This window comes from Sphingobacterium sp. Mn56C (assembly GCF_049319645.1).
In the GTDB taxonomy this organism is placed as follows: Bacteria; Bacteroidota; Bacteroidia; order Sphingobacteriales; family Sphingobacteriaceae; genus Sphingobacterium.
Genome location: NZ_JBMOUC010000005.1, coordinates 16,885 through 33,772, shown reverse-complemented (window position 1 = coordinate 33,772; position 16,888 = coordinate 16,885). Strand labels below are relative to the sequence as shown.

Annotated in this window: 16 protein-coding genes; 8 read left to right on the top strand and 8 right to left on the bottom strand. The window is 39.2% G+C overall.

Going from position 1 to position 16,888, the window contains the following annotated elements:
• The first annotated feature begins 203 nt into the window (after positions 1 to 203).
• Both ACL9RF_RS12980 and pruA read left to right on the top strand, forming a co-directional pair.
• Positions 204 to 1,073: an AraC family transcriptional regulator gene (locus ACL9RF_RS12980; protein ID WP_422801062.1), complete on the top strand. Its 870-nt coding sequence runs from the start codon at positions 204 to 206 to the stop codon at positions 1,071 to 1,073.
• Between the two features lie 204 nt (positions 1,074 to 1,277).
• On the top strand, positions 1,278 to 2,912 hold the full coding sequence (gene pruA, locus ACL9RF_RS12975) for an L-glutamate gamma-semialdehyde dehydrogenase (RefSeq protein ID WP_422801061.1): 1,635 nt from the start codon (positions 1,278 to 1,280) through the stop codon (positions 2,910 to 2,912).
• A 76-nt stretch (positions 2,913 to 2,988) separates the two neighbouring features.
• Here the strand turns inward: pruA and metQ are convergent, their stop codons facing one another.
• The 7 genes from metQ to ACL9RF_RS12940 all read right to left on the bottom strand — a co-directional run bounded on the left by metQ (position 2,989) and on the right by ACL9RF_RS12940 (position 9,317).
• Positions 2,989 to 3,801, bottom strand: coding sequence for a methionine ABC transporter substrate-binding lipoprotein MetQ (gene metQ / locus ACL9RF_RS12970; RefSeq protein ID WP_422801060.1), 813 nt, complete (start codon positions 3,799 to 3,801; stop codon positions 2,989 to 2,991).
• A 44-nt stretch (positions 3,802 to 3,845) separates the two neighbouring features.
• Positions 3,846 to 4,499 carry a methionine ABC transporter permease gene (locus tag ACL9RF_RS12965; protein WP_422801059.1) on the bottom strand — a complete coding sequence of 218 codons (654 nt, stop codon included), beginning with the start codon at positions 4,497 to 4,499 and terminating at the stop codon, positions 3,846 to 3,848.
• A 30-nt stretch (positions 4,500 to 4,529) separates the two neighbouring features.
• Positions 4,530 to 5,285 (bottom strand): methionine ABC transporter ATP-binding protein, encoded by a 756-nt coding sequence (locus ACL9RF_RS12960; RefSeq protein ID WP_422801058.1) that lies wholly within the window; start codon positions 5,283 to 5,285, stop codon positions 4,530 to 4,532.
• 258 nt (positions 5,286 to 5,543) lie between these two features.
• Positions 5,544 to 6,584 carry a recombinase RecA gene (recA, locus tag ACL9RF_RS12955; RefSeq protein WP_422801057.1) on the bottom strand — a complete coding sequence of 347 codons (1,041 nt, stop codon included), beginning with the start codon at positions 6,582 to 6,584 and terminating at the stop codon, positions 5,544 to 5,546.
• Positions 6,585 to 6,657: 73 nt separating this feature from the next.
• Complete coding sequence (gene nth, locus ACL9RF_RS12950) at positions 6,658 to 7,323, bottom strand: endonuclease III (RefSeq protein ID WP_422801056.1); 666 nt, start codon at positions 7,321 to 7,323, stop codon at positions 6,658 to 6,660.
• Positions 7,324 to 7,431: 108 nt separating this feature from the next.
• Positions 7,432 to 7,617, bottom strand: a complete 186-nt coding sequence (locus ACL9RF_RS12945) for a hypothetical protein (RefSeq protein WP_422801055.1) — start codon at positions 7,615 to 7,617, stop codon at positions 7,432 to 7,434.
• Between the two features lie 74 nt (positions 7,618 to 7,691).
• Positions 7,692 to 9,317, bottom strand: a complete 1,626-nt coding sequence (locus ACL9RF_RS12940; RefSeq protein WP_422801054.1) for a S8 family peptidase — start codon at positions 9,315 to 9,317, stop codon at positions 7,692 to 7,694.
• 217 nt (positions 9,318 to 9,534) lie between these two features.
• Here ACL9RF_RS12940 and ACL9RF_RS12935 point away from each other — a divergent pair, with 217 nt between their 5' ends.
• Both ACL9RF_RS12935 and ACL9RF_RS12930 read left to right on the top strand, forming a co-directional pair.
• Complete coding sequence (locus tag ACL9RF_RS12935) at positions 9,535 to 11,688, top strand: S9 family peptidase (protein WP_422801053.1); 2,154 nt, start codon at positions 9,535 to 9,537, stop codon at positions 11,686 to 11,688.
• Between the two features lie 15 nt (positions 11,689 to 11,703).
• A complete protein-coding gene (locus ACL9RF_RS12930; protein ID WP_422801052.1) occupies positions 11,704 to 12,270 on the top strand; it encodes a YceI family protein in 567 nt (188 codons plus the stop codon).
• A 201-nt stretch (positions 12,271 to 12,471) separates the two neighbouring features.
• On the opposite strand, the gene ACL9RF_RS12925 is transcribed toward ACL9RF_RS12930, so the two are convergent.
• On the bottom strand, positions 12,472 to 12,654 hold the full coding sequence (locus tag ACL9RF_RS12925; RefSeq protein ID WP_422801051.1) for a hypothetical protein: 183 nt from the start codon (positions 12,652 to 12,654) through the stop codon (positions 12,472 to 12,474).
• Positions 12,655 to 13,233: 579 nt separating this feature from the next.
• On the opposite strand from ACL9RF_RS12925, the gene ACL9RF_RS12920 reads away from it, so the two are divergent.
• The 4 genes from ACL9RF_RS12920 to argC all read left to right on the top strand — a co-directional run bounded on the left by ACL9RF_RS12920 (position 13,234) and on the right by argC (position 16,862).
• On the top strand, positions 13,234 to 13,935 hold the full coding sequence (locus ACL9RF_RS12920) for a GNAT family N-acetyltransferase (RefSeq protein WP_422801050.1): 702 nt from the start codon (positions 13,234 to 13,236) through the stop codon (positions 13,933 to 13,935).
• 144 nt (positions 13,936 to 14,079) lie between these two features.
• Complete coding sequence (gene argG, locus ACL9RF_RS12915; RefSeq protein ID WP_422801049.1) at positions 14,080 to 15,267, top strand: argininosuccinate synthase; 1,188 nt, start codon at positions 14,080 to 14,082, stop codon at positions 15,265 to 15,267.
• Positions 15,267 to 15,716, top strand: coding sequence for a GNAT family N-acetyltransferase (locus ACL9RF_RS12910; protein WP_422801048.1), 450 nt, complete (start codon positions 15,267 to 15,269; stop codon positions 15,714 to 15,716). The genes argG and ACL9RF_RS12910 overlap by 1 nt, the downstream gene beginning before the upstream one ends.
• Before the next feature lie 123 nt (positions 15,717 to 15,839).
• Complete coding sequence (gene argC / locus ACL9RF_RS12905; RefSeq protein WP_422801047.1) at positions 15,840 to 16,862, top strand: N-acetyl-gamma-glutamyl-phosphate reductase; 1,023 nt, start codon at positions 15,840 to 15,842, stop codon at positions 16,860 to 16,862.
• The last annotated feature ends 26 nt before the right edge of the window (positions 16,863 to 16,888 follow it).

Below are 16,888 nucleotides of genomic sequence, written 5' to 3'. Positions count from 1 at the left end.
CTTTAAAGAGCTATCCGTTATTGTTACGGGTAGCTCTTTTGCTTTTGCCCTTGCTAGTACCTCTTATCTGGGTTTAAGGTTAGGCAGGGCAGTATTTAACTTTAGCCTTACGTTTTGTAGCTTTGTATTTGTTTTTTAGCGTTATAGATAGATGGTACTAAGAATAATGACGCTGGAATGGACTGTGTAGAAAAAAGATAATTATGAAACCAATACAATTTACTGTTCCGGTGTATGGTGAGGGTGTATTTGCCATATTAGAGGATAAAAAGGATAATTTTTATAATTATTATCACCGCCACGATGAGGCACAGATAACTTATATTCTCAAAGGTAAAGGGACAGTGATGGTTGGTAATATATTACAGGCTTTCCAGTCGGGAGATGTTTTCATCTTTAAGGCTAACGAGCCTCATATGTTCGATAGGGATATGGACGATGAGGAGGAGATTGGCGATATACACGCTATACATATTTTTGTGAATCAGGAGCGCATGAAAAAATTGTACCATATCCCGGAGTTTGAGCTGGTGCGTGACTACCTGGACAATTTGGATTTTAGTAAACAGGTCGATCGATCTCACTCGGAGTCTTTGTTGCATTATTTTACCAACCTTTTGGTGAAAACGTCTATGCCGCGTTTTACAGAGTTTTTGTCTTTGTTATACACTTTGGCATTACATGATGCTGATGCTATATCGTTGTACTCGGGCGTACGCAATATGACCTATTCCGACAAGGATGGCGTACGTATAAGTCAGGTGTATAAGTATACGTTTGATCATTATGCCGAAGAGATTACTGTAGATCAGGTTGCTTCCGTGGTGCATATGACCCCAACTTCCTTTTGTAAATTTTTTAAAAAGCATACCATGAAAACCTATATTAGCTTTTTGAATGAAGTGCGTATAGAAAAGGCCTGCCAGTTGCTTGTGAATCATAAAACAGAGAATATTGCAGAGGTGGCTTTTCAGGTAGGTTTCAATAATGTGGTCCATTTTAATAGGGTCTTCAAAAATGTTACCCATAATTCTCCCCGGAAGTATATCGCCGTTCATACGCATATGAACTAACATAATTTGTGTATACCTTTTTGTCGTAAAACGTTTTTGTTTATCGGTATCTTGTTTATTTATTGGTGATTATATATTGGTTTGCGTGGTTTTTTACGCAGATTGTAAACATTTGTAGAGCAAAATACGTTTATATATGGACAATTAGCGTGTAGTATTTGGCTGCAATTTTTTGTTAATTTACGATATTAAAAATTTTAGATTATGTTAAAAGGATTTTTTAATGTTCCGGCTCCAACCAACGAGCCTGTTTATGCATATGCCCCAGGCAGCGCCGAGCGTGCTTTATTAAAACAAGCAATCGCCGATGCGCGTGCACAAGAAGTTGATGTACCGATGTATATTGGTTCGGAAGAGGTGAGAACGGATAAAAAGGTAAAACTTACGCCTCCTCATGATCATAAACATGTTTTAGGATACTACTCTTCGGGCACAAAAGATCATGTTAAAGATGCTATTGATGCGGCCTTGGCGGCAAAAGATAATTGGGAAAATTTACCATGGGAGCAACGTGCTGCTGTGTTTTTGAAAGCAGCGGAATTAATTTCTACAAAATACCGTTATAAGCTGAATGCTGCTACGATGCTTGGGCAATCTAAAAACCCTTTTCAGGCAGAGATAGACTCGGCATGTGAGCTTATCGACTTCTTACGTTTTAACGTGAAGTATATGTCGGAAATTTATCAGCAACAGCCACCGGCAAACAGCAAAGGGGTATGGAACCGTGTTGAGCAGCGCCCATTAGAGGGTTTTGTATTTGCGTTGACACCGTTTAATTTTACTGCAATTGCAGGAAACTTACCTACATCAGTAGCCATGATGGGTAATGTTGTGGTATGGAAACCATCGAATACACAGATTTATGCTGCTAATGTATTGATGCAGATCTTCAAAGAGGCAGGTCTTCCAGATGGTGTTATTAACTTAGTGTATGTATCTGGTCCAGATGCCGGTGATGTTATCTTTAAGCACCCTGATTTTGCAGGTATACATTTTACGGGTTCTACAGGGGTTTTCCAGGATATCTGGAAAACAATTGGGGAGCATATTCATGTGTATAAAACCTACCCACGTATTGTTGGTGAAACCGGCGGTAAAGATTTTATTATTGCCCATCCTTCTGCGGATCTTAAAGTATTGAATACCGCTTTAGTGCGTGGTGCTTTTGAATATCAGGGACAAAAATGTTCGGCTGCTTCGCGTGCTTATGTGCCAAAATCGTTATGGCCTGCTTTGAAAGAGTCTATGGAAAAAGATCTTAAATCTTTCAAAATTGGTGGAACAGAAGATTTTGGGAACTTTATAAATGCCGTAATCGACGAGAGATCGTTCGATAAGATTACAAAATATATTGATAACGCTAAGGCTTCTCCAGATGCTGACGTGGTAATTGGCGGGGATTACGATAAAACGACGGGTTACTTTATTCACCCTACAGTTATTGTAGCTTCCAAACCTGATTACGAAACGATGACGGAGGAGTTGTTCGGCCCTGTATTAACGGTTTATGTGTATGAAGACGAAAAATGGGCTGAAACATTAAAAGTAGTGGATAGCACCTCAATTTATGCTTTAACAGGAGCTATTATTGCGCAGGATCGTTACGCTATTCAGGAGGCTACGCATGCTTTACGGAATGCTGCGGGTAACTTCTATATTAATGATAAATGTACAGGAGCTGTAGTAGGTCAGCAACCGTTTGGTGGTGCTAGAGGTTCAGGTACCAACGATAAAGCGGGATCTATGATCAACTTGTTGCGTTGGGTATCGCCACGTACCATAAAAGAAACCTTCACACCTGATACCGATTACAGATATCCGTTTTTAAATGCAGAATAAATAAGGGTTTAAAGACAGCTGTAATGCGGCTTAGGCATACATAAAAAATGGGCGTTTATTAACGCCCATTTTTTATTTACCAGCCCTTTACGGCTCCCCCTTTAAATTCTTTTTCCGCCTGTGCTTCAACCTCGGCAGATTGGTAGGCTTCCACAAATTTCTTTACCTTTTCATCGTCTTTATTGTCCTTACGGCTTACGATGATATTGACATAAGGCGATTTTTCATCTTCCAAAAATATACCGTCTTTTTTTGCAATAAGGTTATTTTTTGCTGCAAAATTACTGTTTATTATTGCTGCAGTAACTTTATTGTCGTCTAATGTACGTGGTAATTGAGGCGCTTCAATTTCAAGAATCTCTAGTTTTAATCTGTTTTCCTTGATATTTTGTTTTGTAGGTAATAGTCCGATATTATCGTCTAATTGTATTAACCCCACTTGTTGCATTAAGAGGAGTGCACGACCGAGGTTACTCGGATCATTTGGAATAGCAATTACATTGCCTTCTTGTAGCTGATCAATAGATTTGATTTTTTTTGAGTAGGCAGCCATAGGGTATACAAAAGTATTTCCTAAAACTTCAAATTCATAACCTCGCACGGCCGACTGTCCTTCCAGGTAGGGGCGAGTTTGGAATACATTAACATCAATATCATTATTTTTTAGCGCTTCGTTGGGCATGATATAATCGGTGAAGGATACGAGTTTGACGTCCAGGTTATATTTTTCTTTTGCCACTTTCTGTGCTGCTTCTGCGAGGTTATATTCCGGTCCGGCTTCCACGCCAACGCGTAAAACATTAGGGTCGTTATTGCCCGCTGAACCACAGGCGCCCAAAATTAAGGTCAGTACCAGTGCTACTATTGTATTTTTAAATTTGTATTTCATATTTACTCCTTTTACTTTGAATGTATAATTTGTGTGAATAAGCGTTAGCGGTGGTTGACATATTTCGATACCTTATCGCCAAAATACTGAATCGCAAAAACAATGAGTATCAATAATACGATCACCGTATTCATTATCGTGGCATCGTATCCGATGTATCCATATTGGTATCCGATATGGCCCAAGCCTCCGGCGCCGACAGCGCCACCCATGGCTGAGTAACCTACTAAGGTAATAAGTGTTAAAGAGGCATTATTAATAATAGAAGGCAGTGCTTCTGGAATAAGTACCCGGCACACAATTTGTAATGTTGTTGCCCCCATAGCTCTTGCAGCTTCAATAATACCATAAGGGATCTCTAGTAAACTGTTTTCGATTAAACGTGCTACAAAAGGTGTAGCTCCGATACTTAGTGGTACTATTGCGGCATGCATGCCTATAGACGTTCCAGCGACTAATCTTGTAAATGGAATCAGCCAAACTATTAATATAATAAATGGTATAGAGCGGAATACATTTACAAAAAAAGCGGTGACAGCATTTAAACCCTTATGCTGCAGTAATTGTTTGTCGCGTGTTAAAAATAGGAATATTCCTATAGGTAATCCTAATAGAAAACTAAAAAAACCTGCGGCAAATGTCATGTATAAGGTTTCTCCGGTTCCGGATAATAGTAAGGATAGTGTAGATGATGACATAAATATAGTTAGGGAATAGAAGGATAACAATTAGGCCTGGATTTCCAAGAATAGTGAAGGGTTAAGGAGTTCCTGAGTAATCTCCGATTTCGGGCTTTTAAATAATACCTGCGTCGATTCTTCCTCAATAATTTCGCCATGAGAAATTACGGCCACGCGGTTACATATAGCGCGTACAACCTCCATTTCATGGGTTATTAGAATAATGGTAATCCCTAATTCCTGGTTTATTTTTTTTAATAACGAAAGTATTGAACGCGTAGTTTGAGGGTCCAATGCCGATGTTGCCTCATCGCATAGTAAAATCTTTGGGTCTGTTGCTAAGGCACGAGCGATGGCAACGCGTTGCTTTTGTCCGCCAGATAAACTTGCTGGGTAATCATCTTTTTTATTAACCAAGTCTACTAAGGTTAAAAGCGCATTAACTTTAGTTTTAATATCGTCTTTATTGTGGCCGCTTAGCTGAAGTGGAAACGCAATATTTTCGTATACCGTAGCAGAGCTCAATAGATTAAACTGCTGAAATATCATACCCATACTTCTACGGTAGGGTATAAGGTTTTGGTCGCTTAAAGCTGTAATATTATTTCCTTCCACAAATACCTGTCCCGAGGTAGGGCGTTCCAAAAGGTTTATGCAGCGTACTAATGTACTTTTTCCAGAACCAGAATATCCTATAATACCAAAAATATCACCTTTCTCAATATGTAAGTTTACCTTCTTTAAGGCCTGCACCTCGCTCTTCTTTTTATAGAAAGTTTTATAGATGTTTTCTAGTCTGATCATGAATACAAATGTGTTCTTTAAATGGATAAGGGTCTCTTATCAGCTAACTTGAGGTACAAATATAGAGAAAAATGTTATTACCTCCTTATGTTGAATGTATATTATCTACTAACATAGTAGATTTTATTACAGTGAACGCTAAAACTAGGATATGGTAAAAGTATTTAGCTGCAAAAAAAAAGAGTTATGCATTTTTTTAACCCAATGCATAACTCTAATTATATAATTAAATCTTGCCCGCAAGCAATCAGATAGTCCTTAATTCTCTTCGATTGCCAAAGGATCTTGTTCTAAACTTTCGCCAGTAACAATTGCTCTAATCTTGGTTTCTAATTCGTCCATTAAATCTGGATTATCGAGAAGCAGGTTTTTAACAGCATCCCGACCCTGCCCCAGTTTCGTGTCGCCGTAGCTAAACCAGGAGCCCGATTTTTTAATAATATTATATTCAACCCCTAAGTCAATAATCTCACCGACTTTAGAAATACCTTCACCAAACATAATATCAAATTCGGCAATACGGAAAGGAGGGGCTACTTTATTTTTCACGATTTTTACTTTAACCCGATTACCGGTTACTTCATCGGTATCCTTAATCTGTGAAGCACGGCGGATGTCCAAACGTACTGAAGCGTAAAATTTAAGTGCGTTACCACCAGTTGTTGTCTCCGGGTTACCAAACATTACACCGATTTTCTCGCGTAACTGATTGATAAAAATACAACAACAGTTTGTTTTTGAAATCGTTCCTGTAAGTTTACGTAACGCTTGAGACATTAAACGAGCCTGAAGACCCATTTTTGAATCCCCCATTTCGCCTTCAATCTCTCCCTTAGGAACAAGAGCTGCAACAGAGTCAATAACGATAACATCAATTGCTCCGGAGCGGATTAAGTTGTCAGCAATTTCTAAGGCCTGCTCACCATTGTCCGGCTGCGAAATCAATAAGTTCTCGACATCAACGCCTAATTTCTGAGCATAGTATTTATCAAAAGCATGTTCAGCATCAATAATGGCTGCAATACCACCTTTTTTCTGTGCTTCAGCAACGATATGCGTGGCTAACGTTGTTTTACCTGAAGATTCAGGTCCATAAATCTCAATTATACGACCTTTAGGAACACCACCTATGCCTAAAGCAATATCTAAACCAAGAGATCCTGTAGAAATAGATTCGATTGGCTCTACAGCAGAATCGCCTAATTTCATTATGGTACCCTTACCATATGATTTTTCTAATTTATCTAATGTAAGCTGTAATGCTTTCAGTTTATCTGGATTTTTATCTGTAGTGCTCATATTTTTAGTATTGATATGTCAAAAGTAAAATTAATAATTCGGATTACAAAATAAATTGCTAAGAATGTTAGTTTTAAGGGTTTGTAAGCACGGCTGTAGTTTTGAAGTTTTTTTCAAAGTATTTACAAAAATACGTAATCTCACATTGCTCACATTTAGGCTTACGCGCTAAGCAAATATAGCGGCCATGTAAAATAAGCCAATGATGGGCTACAGCAATGGTATTTTGGGGCAGATGTTTTACCAGTTGTTTTTCCACCGCTAGTGGCGTTGTTGCCTTACTGGTTAAGCCTAATCTATTGCTTACGCGAAATACATGCGTATCTACCGCCATAGCAGGGTTATCGTAAACTACCGATGAAATAACATTTGCGGTTTTTCTACCCACGCCCGGCAGTTTCACTAATTCCTCCATCTTTTCGGGCACGACGCCCTGAAACTCACTTAACAGCTTTTGTGCCATGCCAACTAAATGTTTAGCCTTATTATTCGGATAACTCACGGATCGTATGTACGTGAAAACCTCATCCGATGAACTTGCTGCTAAACTTTCTGCATCGGGGAAGCGCTCAAATAGTGCCGGTGTTACTTGATTGATACGTTTATCGGTGCATTGTGCTGACAAGATTACTGCTACTAATAACTCATAAGGATTACGGTAATGAAGCTCTGTTTGTGCATCGGGTTGATGCGATGAAAAATAGTCAACAAAGGCTTTATAGCGATCTTTTTTTAGCATTCCCAAAGATAAGAAATTGTTTTAATTTAGGCTGTAGGCATTACACGATTAGCGGGAAAGAAGATCGAAACAACAAAGCCAAAAAAAGCCGCCTCTAGGGCGGCTTTTTTAAGCTTTGTTGTACGATTTCGAATAGAGGAGAATAGTGTCAATGCAAGTTTGACTTGGTTCCTTCAGTAAGCTTTCGGCATGTTGTTTAATGAAATCCTCTACAGGAATCTCCATTATTTTACTATTTTCTTTCAAGTCGCTATCGTAAGTTTCGTCAGTAATTGTAGTAGAATTTTCAACCATAAGCGTCTTATTTAATGTTGTTTAGATGATAAACGCAAAATAAGAATTATTATTATTAAAAATTTAACATTTTTTTACTTTTTTTTACCGATGTACTTATTTGCTTGTACAACAGCTTCGTAAGCGTTTACAATACCTCCACTGGTAGAAATTTCGTCTAAGTATACTTTTTTGCTGTTTCCGTCTTTTTTAATTTTAACCTTTTGATCCACTTTGGTAACCGATTTTAGAATAATCTCTTTTACCTCTTGTGCGGTAAGCTGTGGGTAATAGGAGCGTAACATTGCCGCCAGACCGGCAACTACCGGTGCTGCCATACTGGTGCCTTGCTGTTCTTTATATTGATTTTCTGGCATGGTAGAATATATGGCCACACCCGGGGCAAAGACATCTACGGACTTATACCCATAATTTGAAAATCCAGCTAACAAATCGCCGTCTAATTTCCAGGCAGTAGCACCCACCGTAATCCAATTTGAGGCTTCACCAGTAACCGCATTTAAGCTATCGGTAAAATACTTGTTGGGGTAGTTTGGCGTTATATCGATATCCTTACCATCATTCCCAGCAGCATGAATTAATAAAACATCTTTTTCTTGGGCATACTTCACCGCATCGTCTACTATTTTTTTAGTGTTGGAATAACCTTTACCAAAGCTCATGTTAATAACCTTGGCGCCATTATCTACGGCGTAGCGAATTCCATTTGCCACATCTTTGTCCCGCTCATCCCCATTAGGGACAACACGTACAGCCATAATCTGCACATGGTCGGCCACACCATTTATTCCGATATTGTTGTTTCTTTTTGCACCAATAATGCCTGCAACATGGGTGCCATGTTCTGCATCGGGGCCTTTAACATCAGGGTTGCCATAGTACCGCTCGCTTACATCCTCATACTTGTCGCCAACAATAGATCGCGGGTTAAACTCCTTATTTAAATGGTATTTAACCTGAGCGCCAAAGTAATCGGCTGCATCTTTAATATCGTCATAAAACTTTGAAAAAGAGCCTCCTTCGACTTCTTTTTTCGCAATACGAAGGGCCATTTTTTGCTGGTCATTATCGGCTTTGTACGCATCGAGGTCACTTTTGCTGATATCCTTCGGGGCTTTGCCAATGCTAGCAATAAGTTTGTCGATATTAGCTTTCAGTCTACTGTAATTTTGGTCTCCAAATTGCGCTTCATCCAGCTTGCTGGTATAATCAGAAACCATCCCTTGGTAAGCTACAAATTCGCGACGTTCTGCTTCGGTAAGATTTGTGCTGGGTAATACAGCGCTATATTTTGGTTCATATTTAACAATTTGCCGGGTAACCTCCAGGTTATCGTAGTTTACATTCTCCCCGTTAGCATTACCAATAAAGTTCCAGCCGTATTTATCGTCGATATATCCATTGCCATCTTTATCTTTACCGGTCTTTTGTTCTTCCTTTTTATTGATCCAAAGTACATCTTTAAGATCCTCATGATGAACATCCACGCCACCATCAATAACGGCAACAATAACCGGTGTAGCTTTACGGCCTTTGAGCAGTCCATAAGCTTTTTCTGTACTAATGCCCATAACGCCATCGGTTTTATAGTCTAGATTAAACCAATTTGCCGGTGCGGCATCTTTTTTTTCCTGTGTAAAACCACTGAAGGGTAATATGCTTATTCCCAGAAGGGCAATAAATAGCTTAGATTTTTGCATACTTTCTTTTTTGTTTCAATAGCAAATATAAGGTTGTTTACGAGTTTAAGAAGTTAAATAGATGTGAAAATCTTTCTTTTAAAAAGAATTTATCTTTATATATACGTTTTTTTATTGTTTATTTTAAAAAAAAAGGTGGGTAGCATACCCGCAGATTGTTTTACAATTATTAATTGTAATTTTAAGCATTAATTCAATTCAATTAACGTAAAAAAGTATGAAAATAAAAGCTGTTTTTTCTTTTATTTTGTTGGGTGTAGTGCTAACTTCATGCACTGAAATAAAGGAAAAAAATATGATGAAATGGCCGGATGTGAATGCGCCTGTGGCGACGATAAAGCCTTATACACGTATTATCCATGGGGATACGGTGGTAGACAATTATTATTGGTTAAACGATTATTTTAAAAAAGGACCCGATTCCGCCGCTGTGTTGGCCTATTTAGAAGCAGAGAACGCCTATACCACAGCTATGTTAAAGGATACCGAAGGGTTACAGGCTCGGTTATTTGATGAGATGAAGGCCCGTATTAAGGAAAAAGACGAGTCGGTACCTTATTTGGATAATGGTTATTATTATTACCGCCGTACAGAAGACGGTAAACAATATTATAAATTATGCCGTAAAAAAGGAAGTCTGTCTGCACCTGAAGAGCTGCTGTTAGATATCGATGCTTTGGCGAAGGGGCATGCCTATTATTCGGCCACAGGCTTTGCGGTAAGCCCGGATAATAAATTTATAGCCTACGGCGTAGATACAGTTTCCCGTAGGGAGTATGTGCTTCATATTAAAAACCTGGAAACTGGTGAGGTGATGAAAGACCGTGTTCCACGTACCACAGGTGAATTTACCTGGGCTGCGGATAACAAAACCTTATTTTATACGGCAACAAATCCGATTACCTTGCTCTCAGAAAAAATTATGCGTCATACTTTAGGCTCCAATCCGGAGGTCGATGTGGTGGTATACGAGGAAAAGGATAACAGCAACTATATTGGTGTTTATAAGTCTAAAAATGGTACGTATATTTTTATTCAGTCGGAGGGTACTTTAAGCAGTGAGGTACGCTACCTGAAGGCTGACGATCCTCAGGGTAATTTTCGTGTTTTTCAGCCGCGTATGCATAACGTGTTGTATACGGTTACTGCGCTGGAGGATCGTTTTTTAGTGACGACGAATAGGGATGCCCAAAATTTTAAAGTGGTGGAAACACCCTTGGATAAAACTTCGGTGCAGCATTGGAAAGATTATATTCCGCACCGTACGGATGTATTGGTGCAGGGCATAGACGAGTTTAAGGATTTTCTTGTGCTGTCTGAACGTAAAAATGGCTTAACGAATCTGGCTATTCATGACCTGCATTCGGGCCATACTTATGACCTTGATTTCGGGGAGGCGGCATTCACAGTATACCCAAGTGTAAATGCTACGTATAATACGCATATCGTACGTTATGGTTATAGCTCGATGGTTACGCCGCCATCGACCATCGATTTTAATATGCAGACTAAGGAGAAAACGCTGTTAAAACAGCAGGAGGTTTTAGGCAGCTATAAACAAGAAAACTATGTGACCGAACGGGTGTTTGCGAAAGCGCAGGATGGTACTGAAGTTCCTATTTCGTTGGTCTACAAAAAAGGAACCGCAAAAGATGGTACCGCTCCGTTGTATTTATATGCTTATGGGTCGTATGGAATGTCTATGGAGCCCACATTTAGTTCGGTACGTTTGTCGCTGTTGGATAGAGGTTTTATCTATGCTATCGCACATATCCGTGGTGGCGAGGAGATGGGAAGACAGTGGTACGAAGATGGTAAGATGATGAAAAAGATAAATACTTTCACCGACTTTATAGACTGTGGAAAGTATTTAATCGATCAAAAGTATGCGGCGAAAGGAAAGCTGTATGCCGAAGGTGGTAGTGCTGGCGGCTTGTTGATGGGCGCTATCTTAAATATGGCTCCTGATTTATGGAATGGCGTAATTGCTGCGGTACCTTTTGTGGATGTTGTAAATACCATGTTGGATGATACTATTCCGTTGACAACAAATGAATACGATGAGTGGGGGAATCCCAACAATAAGGAGGCGTATTTTTATATGAAATCTTATTCGCCGTATGAAAATATAACAGCAAAATCGTATCCAAACCTTTTAATAACAACAGGACTACACGACAGTCAGGTGCAATATTTTGAACCCGCAAAATGGGTCGCTAAATTGCGGGCAACAAAAACGGGAAACAATGTGGTTTTATTAAAAACAGATATGGATTTTGGTCATGGTGGTGCTTCAGGAAGATTCGATTACTTAAAGGATCAGGCTTTGGAATATGCTTTTGTTCTTAAACTCGAAGGAATACGTAACTAAATATAATATGAAGTAATGAAAAAAGGAGTATTAATGCTGCTGCTTGCCTTCCTAATGGGAGTAGTGCAGGCACAAAAAAAAGATGATTTTATTATAGATCCTCTAAAAAGTTCGGTTAAGTGGGCGGGGAAAAAAGTTGTCGGTGGAGAAACGGAAGGTACGATTGGTATTAAACAAGGTAGTTTACAGGTATCGAACAATAAGCTTGTGGCAGGTGATATTTTGTTGGATACCAAAAGTATACAGTCAAAGACAGCCTCTTCGAAGTTAATTGACCACCTTAAAAATGAGGATTTCTTCGATGTAGAGAAATATCCTTCTGCAGGGTTTGTCATGACGGGTTTAAATGGAAATACTCTTTCTGGAAAAATTACAATTAAAGGAATTACTAAAACGATATCCTTTCCTGTAAAAATTAGCTATGCTAAAGACTTGGTTCTGCTGGAAGCTGCTTCTGTTAAAGTCGACAGAACTCAGTTTGGCGTGCAATATAGCTCTGGATCTTTCATTTCAGGTTTAGGCGACAGGGCCATTGATGATACGATAGTATTGCAAATAGCGTTGCAGGCTGTAAAGAAATAAGAGCGTTGCCTGTAGCTTTTAAACAGCGAAATAACGTTGTAATAGGGCTCCCTTAAAAAAAGGAGCCCTATTTTATTTGGGGGCACCGGTATGCTTTGTGTAGGTATCTATCAGTGTTTAGCGCTATCCTCAAAATATGCCGCGTATAGGGTAGGGGGTAAGCTTGCCAAATACGTTTAGAACTGCACCCACGGTATAGGCTTACTGCTGTTGTTCTCTCTCCTCTTTTTCAATCTCACGGGAGTCTAACTGATGCTGTTTGTAGTTTTCGATGGCATTTTTGCTCGCTTTTAGTGATATATAAATAGCAAGAATCGCTAGTAAGGTTACGATAGTGATGCCCCATGCATACTTGCGTTTATCTTGTTTAACCAACCAATACATGACGAAAATGTATGGAACGGCGAAAATAATAAAAAATATAATGCTTGGTCCTACCATGATAAAGTGTTTTATGTTCTTGTGCAAAAGTACCGTATTTAAAAGGATATACAAAAAGACGATGCCTTTAAATAGGCTGTAAAGGTATATTTTAACGTTAGCTTTTAAACCTTTTGAAAAATTAAACGTCTAAATTGATAGATTTAAATGGAAACTCTATTGTTTGTATCTATAATTGAAAAAAAACTCTATATTTTTTGCGTAAAAGAAAAAATAAATTTTATACTTTTGCGCTGTCAGATTTAAGAAAGAAACATATTAATATTTAATGTATAGTAAAAACGGAAATAGCAAAGCAAATCCTCAGACCTTCAATAGGTTTGTCGCTTTTTTATTGTCTGGTTTTTTTACGTTAAATTGTCCAATTCTGCGATTTCGACGACCTATACTGCCTCGAGCTTGATTTTATAGAGGCAGGCCAATTCTAATTCATAGTAAATTCATCCAGCTCGATGAATTTCTTAATCCGTAGTAGTTATTTTTAGCGCACGTAAGTGTATTAATTTTTAGGTCGCATCTTAGATGACAATTTCAGATTTTTTTATTATCCCAGCCACTGCTGCCCATGTAGGGTATGCCAATCAAATCTGTGACGAAATGTTTGAATCTGCCAAAGCCCGTGGTACGGGGATTGCACGCAGAAAACCAGAGTATGTCGCTAAAAAGATGGAGGAAGGCAAGGCTGTAATTGCTTTACACAAAGATGGAAGATGGGCAGGTTTCTGTTATATTGAAACTTGGGGGCATGGTGATTATGTTGCTAATTCGGGATTAATCGTCAACCCGGAATTTCGTAAGGTGGGTTTGGCCAAAGCTATTAAAAAGCGGGTCTTTGAACTCTCGCGGGAGAAATATCCGAAGTCCAAAATTTTTGGACTTACTACCGGGCTTGCGGTTATGAAGATAAATTCGGATTTGGGTTACGAGCCGGTTACGTATTCCGAACTGACACAAGACGAGGAGTTTTGGAAAGGATGCCAGAGTTGTATAAACTATGATATCTTAATGAGCAAAGACCGCAAAAACTGTATGTGCACGGCCATGCTTTGGGATCCCGTTGAAAAGGAAAGGGAGCTGAAAGAAAAAATTCAGCGTAGGGCCGAAGCCAAAGAGAGGTTAGAGCGCATAGCGAAAAAACAATCTTTACTGAAGAGGATTGAAGCGAAACTGTGGAAATCTACCAAAAAGATAATGGGTACTGTAGGGCTTAGATTTGGCATTTAATCGGAGTACCTTAACTTTACCAAACGGAGGATGCTGTGGTCGTTTTTCGTTTTTAATGTTTGTATTTTCGTATAATAATAGTAGTAAAGAATTATAAATCGCGGAGGTTTTTATACCATCCGCTTAAAATAAAATAATAAAACCATGAAAAAAGTAGTTTTAGCATTTAGTGGAGGCTTAGATACATCTTTTTGTTGTATTTATCTTTCGAAAGATTTAGGATTGGAAGTACATTCTGTGGTGGTAAATACGGGAGGTTTTTCGGACGAAGAGATTAAAAATATCGAAACACGCGCATATGAGTTGGGTGTTAAATCGCATACCACTATTGATGAAACAGAAAATTACTACCGCGAAACTATTAAGTTTCTGATTTTCGGAAATGTGTTGAAAAATGCTACTTACCCGCTTTCAGTGTCTGCAGAACGTGTGTGTCAAGCTACAGCAATTGCGAATTATGCGAAGAAAATCGGTGCCCAAAGTGTCGCACATGGTTCAACAGGGGCTGGAAATGATCAGGTTCGTTTTGATATGATCTTCAATACCCTGATTCCTGGTGTAGAAATTATTACGCCAATCCGCGATTTAAAGCTCTCTAGAGAAGCTGAAATTGAATACCTAGGTAAGCATGGTTTTCCTTATAGTGCCGAGAAGGCAAAGTATTCTATTAACAAAGGTTTATGGGGTACATCAGTTGGCGGTGCAGAGACCTTAACGTCAAACCAGTATCTTCCAGAGTCTGCTTGGCCTACAGCGGCAACAGAAACTGCGGTGCAGCAGATTACCATTGATTTTGTAAAAGGGGAGCCTGTTGCTTTAAATGGCGATAATATCGGTGCTGTAAAGGTTATACAACAGCTACAAGATTTGGCACAACCTTACGGAATTGGCCGTGATATCCACGTTGGTGATACCATTATCGGTATTAAAGGTCGTGTAGGTTTTGAGGCTGCAGGTCCGTTGATTATCCTTAAAGCACACCATGCTTTAGAGAAACATACTTTAACGAAATGGCAGCTGTCCTGGAAAGACCAGATTGCTGGATTTTACGGTAACTATATGCACGAAGGGCAGATGCATGACCCGGTAATGCGGGATATAGAAGCATTCCTGAGTTCAGCGCAAGAAACGGTAACCGGTCGGGTGATCGTTGAGTTGCACCCGTACCGTTTTGTTATTATTGGCGTGGAGTCGGCACATGACTTAATGAATACTGCATTCGGTAGCTACGGTGAAATGAATGAAGGATATACCGGAGATGATGTAAAAGGTTTTTCTAAAATCTTTGGTAACCAAACTATTATCTGGCATAAAGTTAATAGCCAAAATTAATGGATATACAGCAGGCCACCCTTGTCCATCTAACGCAGCTGGTGCCGTTATTTGATGCGTATCGTGTTTTCTATAAACAGGATAGTGACCCTATACGTGCACGAGCTTTTTTAAAAGCGAGATTTGAAAATAAGGAATCAATTGTTTTTATCGCCTTTGTGGATGGGGAGGCTGTAGGTTTTACACAACTATATCCTACATTTTCGTCTATGCATACGGTGCGCAACTGGATTTTAAATGATCTTTTTGTAAGCCCTGCTTTTCGGAAACGAGGAATTGCGGAGGCCTTAGTGCAGCATGCTTTGCAGTTTGCAAAGCAGCAGGATGCGGTCTTTGTACAGTTGGAAACGCAGCTCACTAATCTTACGGCACAGAATCTATATAAAAAGATAGGTTTTGAACTGGAAAGTAAGGGCAGTGAGTTTTTGCTCTTTAAAAAGACAGTTTAACCTGAAATCTAGTGTATAGCGGGCTTTGTTGCGGGCAGATTTGGTAAAGGGGTAATACATAAATAGTTTATTTAACCCATATTGGTGTTATTGTAAGCTTTAGGATTTCATAAATTATATAGTATGGGAAAAATAAAAGTAGGTATTATAGGTTCGGCAGGATATACGGGTGGCGAGTTGCTGCGCATATTGATTTATCACCCTGATGTTGAAATTGTATTCGCTAATTCAGCTTCGAATGCTGGCAACAAGATATCGGCGGTGCATAATGACCTTTTTGGCGATACCGAATTAACCTTCACTTCCGACTTTCATTCCAATATCGATGTTTTGTTTTTGTGCGTAGGCCATGGCGATGCGCGTAAGTTCTTAGAGGCAAATGAAATTGCTGATACGGTGAAAATTATTGACTTGTCACAAGATTATAGGCTGCGCCATAATACAGCATATCAGGGTAAAAACTTTAGCTATGGCTTGCCAGAGTTAAATAAGGAGCAAATTAAAAAAGCGCAATATATTGCCAACCCAGGTTGTTTTGCGACTAATATACAGCTTGCTTTGCTGCCGCTTGCAGCAAAAGGGTTGCTGGGCGACCAGATTCATATTAATGCAACAACTGGCTCTACTGGTGCCGGACAAAAACCGACGGCAACATCACACTTTTCATGGCGTAATAATAACCTTTCAGCTTATAAATCTTTTGACCATCAGCATTTACAAGAGATTTCTGAATCCTTGGACCAGCTGCAGCCTGGATTCTTACCACAATCTGCGGAGAAGTCCTTGATTGAGCGTGCTGCTGAGCGCATTAATTTTGTGCCACAACGGGGTGATTTTACCCGTGGTATATTTTCGGCTATTTATGTTGAATCGGACTTAACTATTGCCGAGGCATATGCGCTGTATGAAGACTATTATGCCGCTCATCCTTTTACAGTAGTGTCAACTGAAAATGTCGATTTAAAACAGGTAGTAAATACAAATAAGAGTATTATACATTTAGAAAAACACGGGAATAAATTGTTTATTATAAATGTTACCGACAACCTTCTTAAAGGCGCCTCAGGGCAGGCGGTTCAAAATATGAACTTGATGTTTGGACTCGAGGAAAGGGCTGGATTAAACCTTAAACCCGTAGGTTTTTAGACCTGAAAAATACATTCTTACTATTG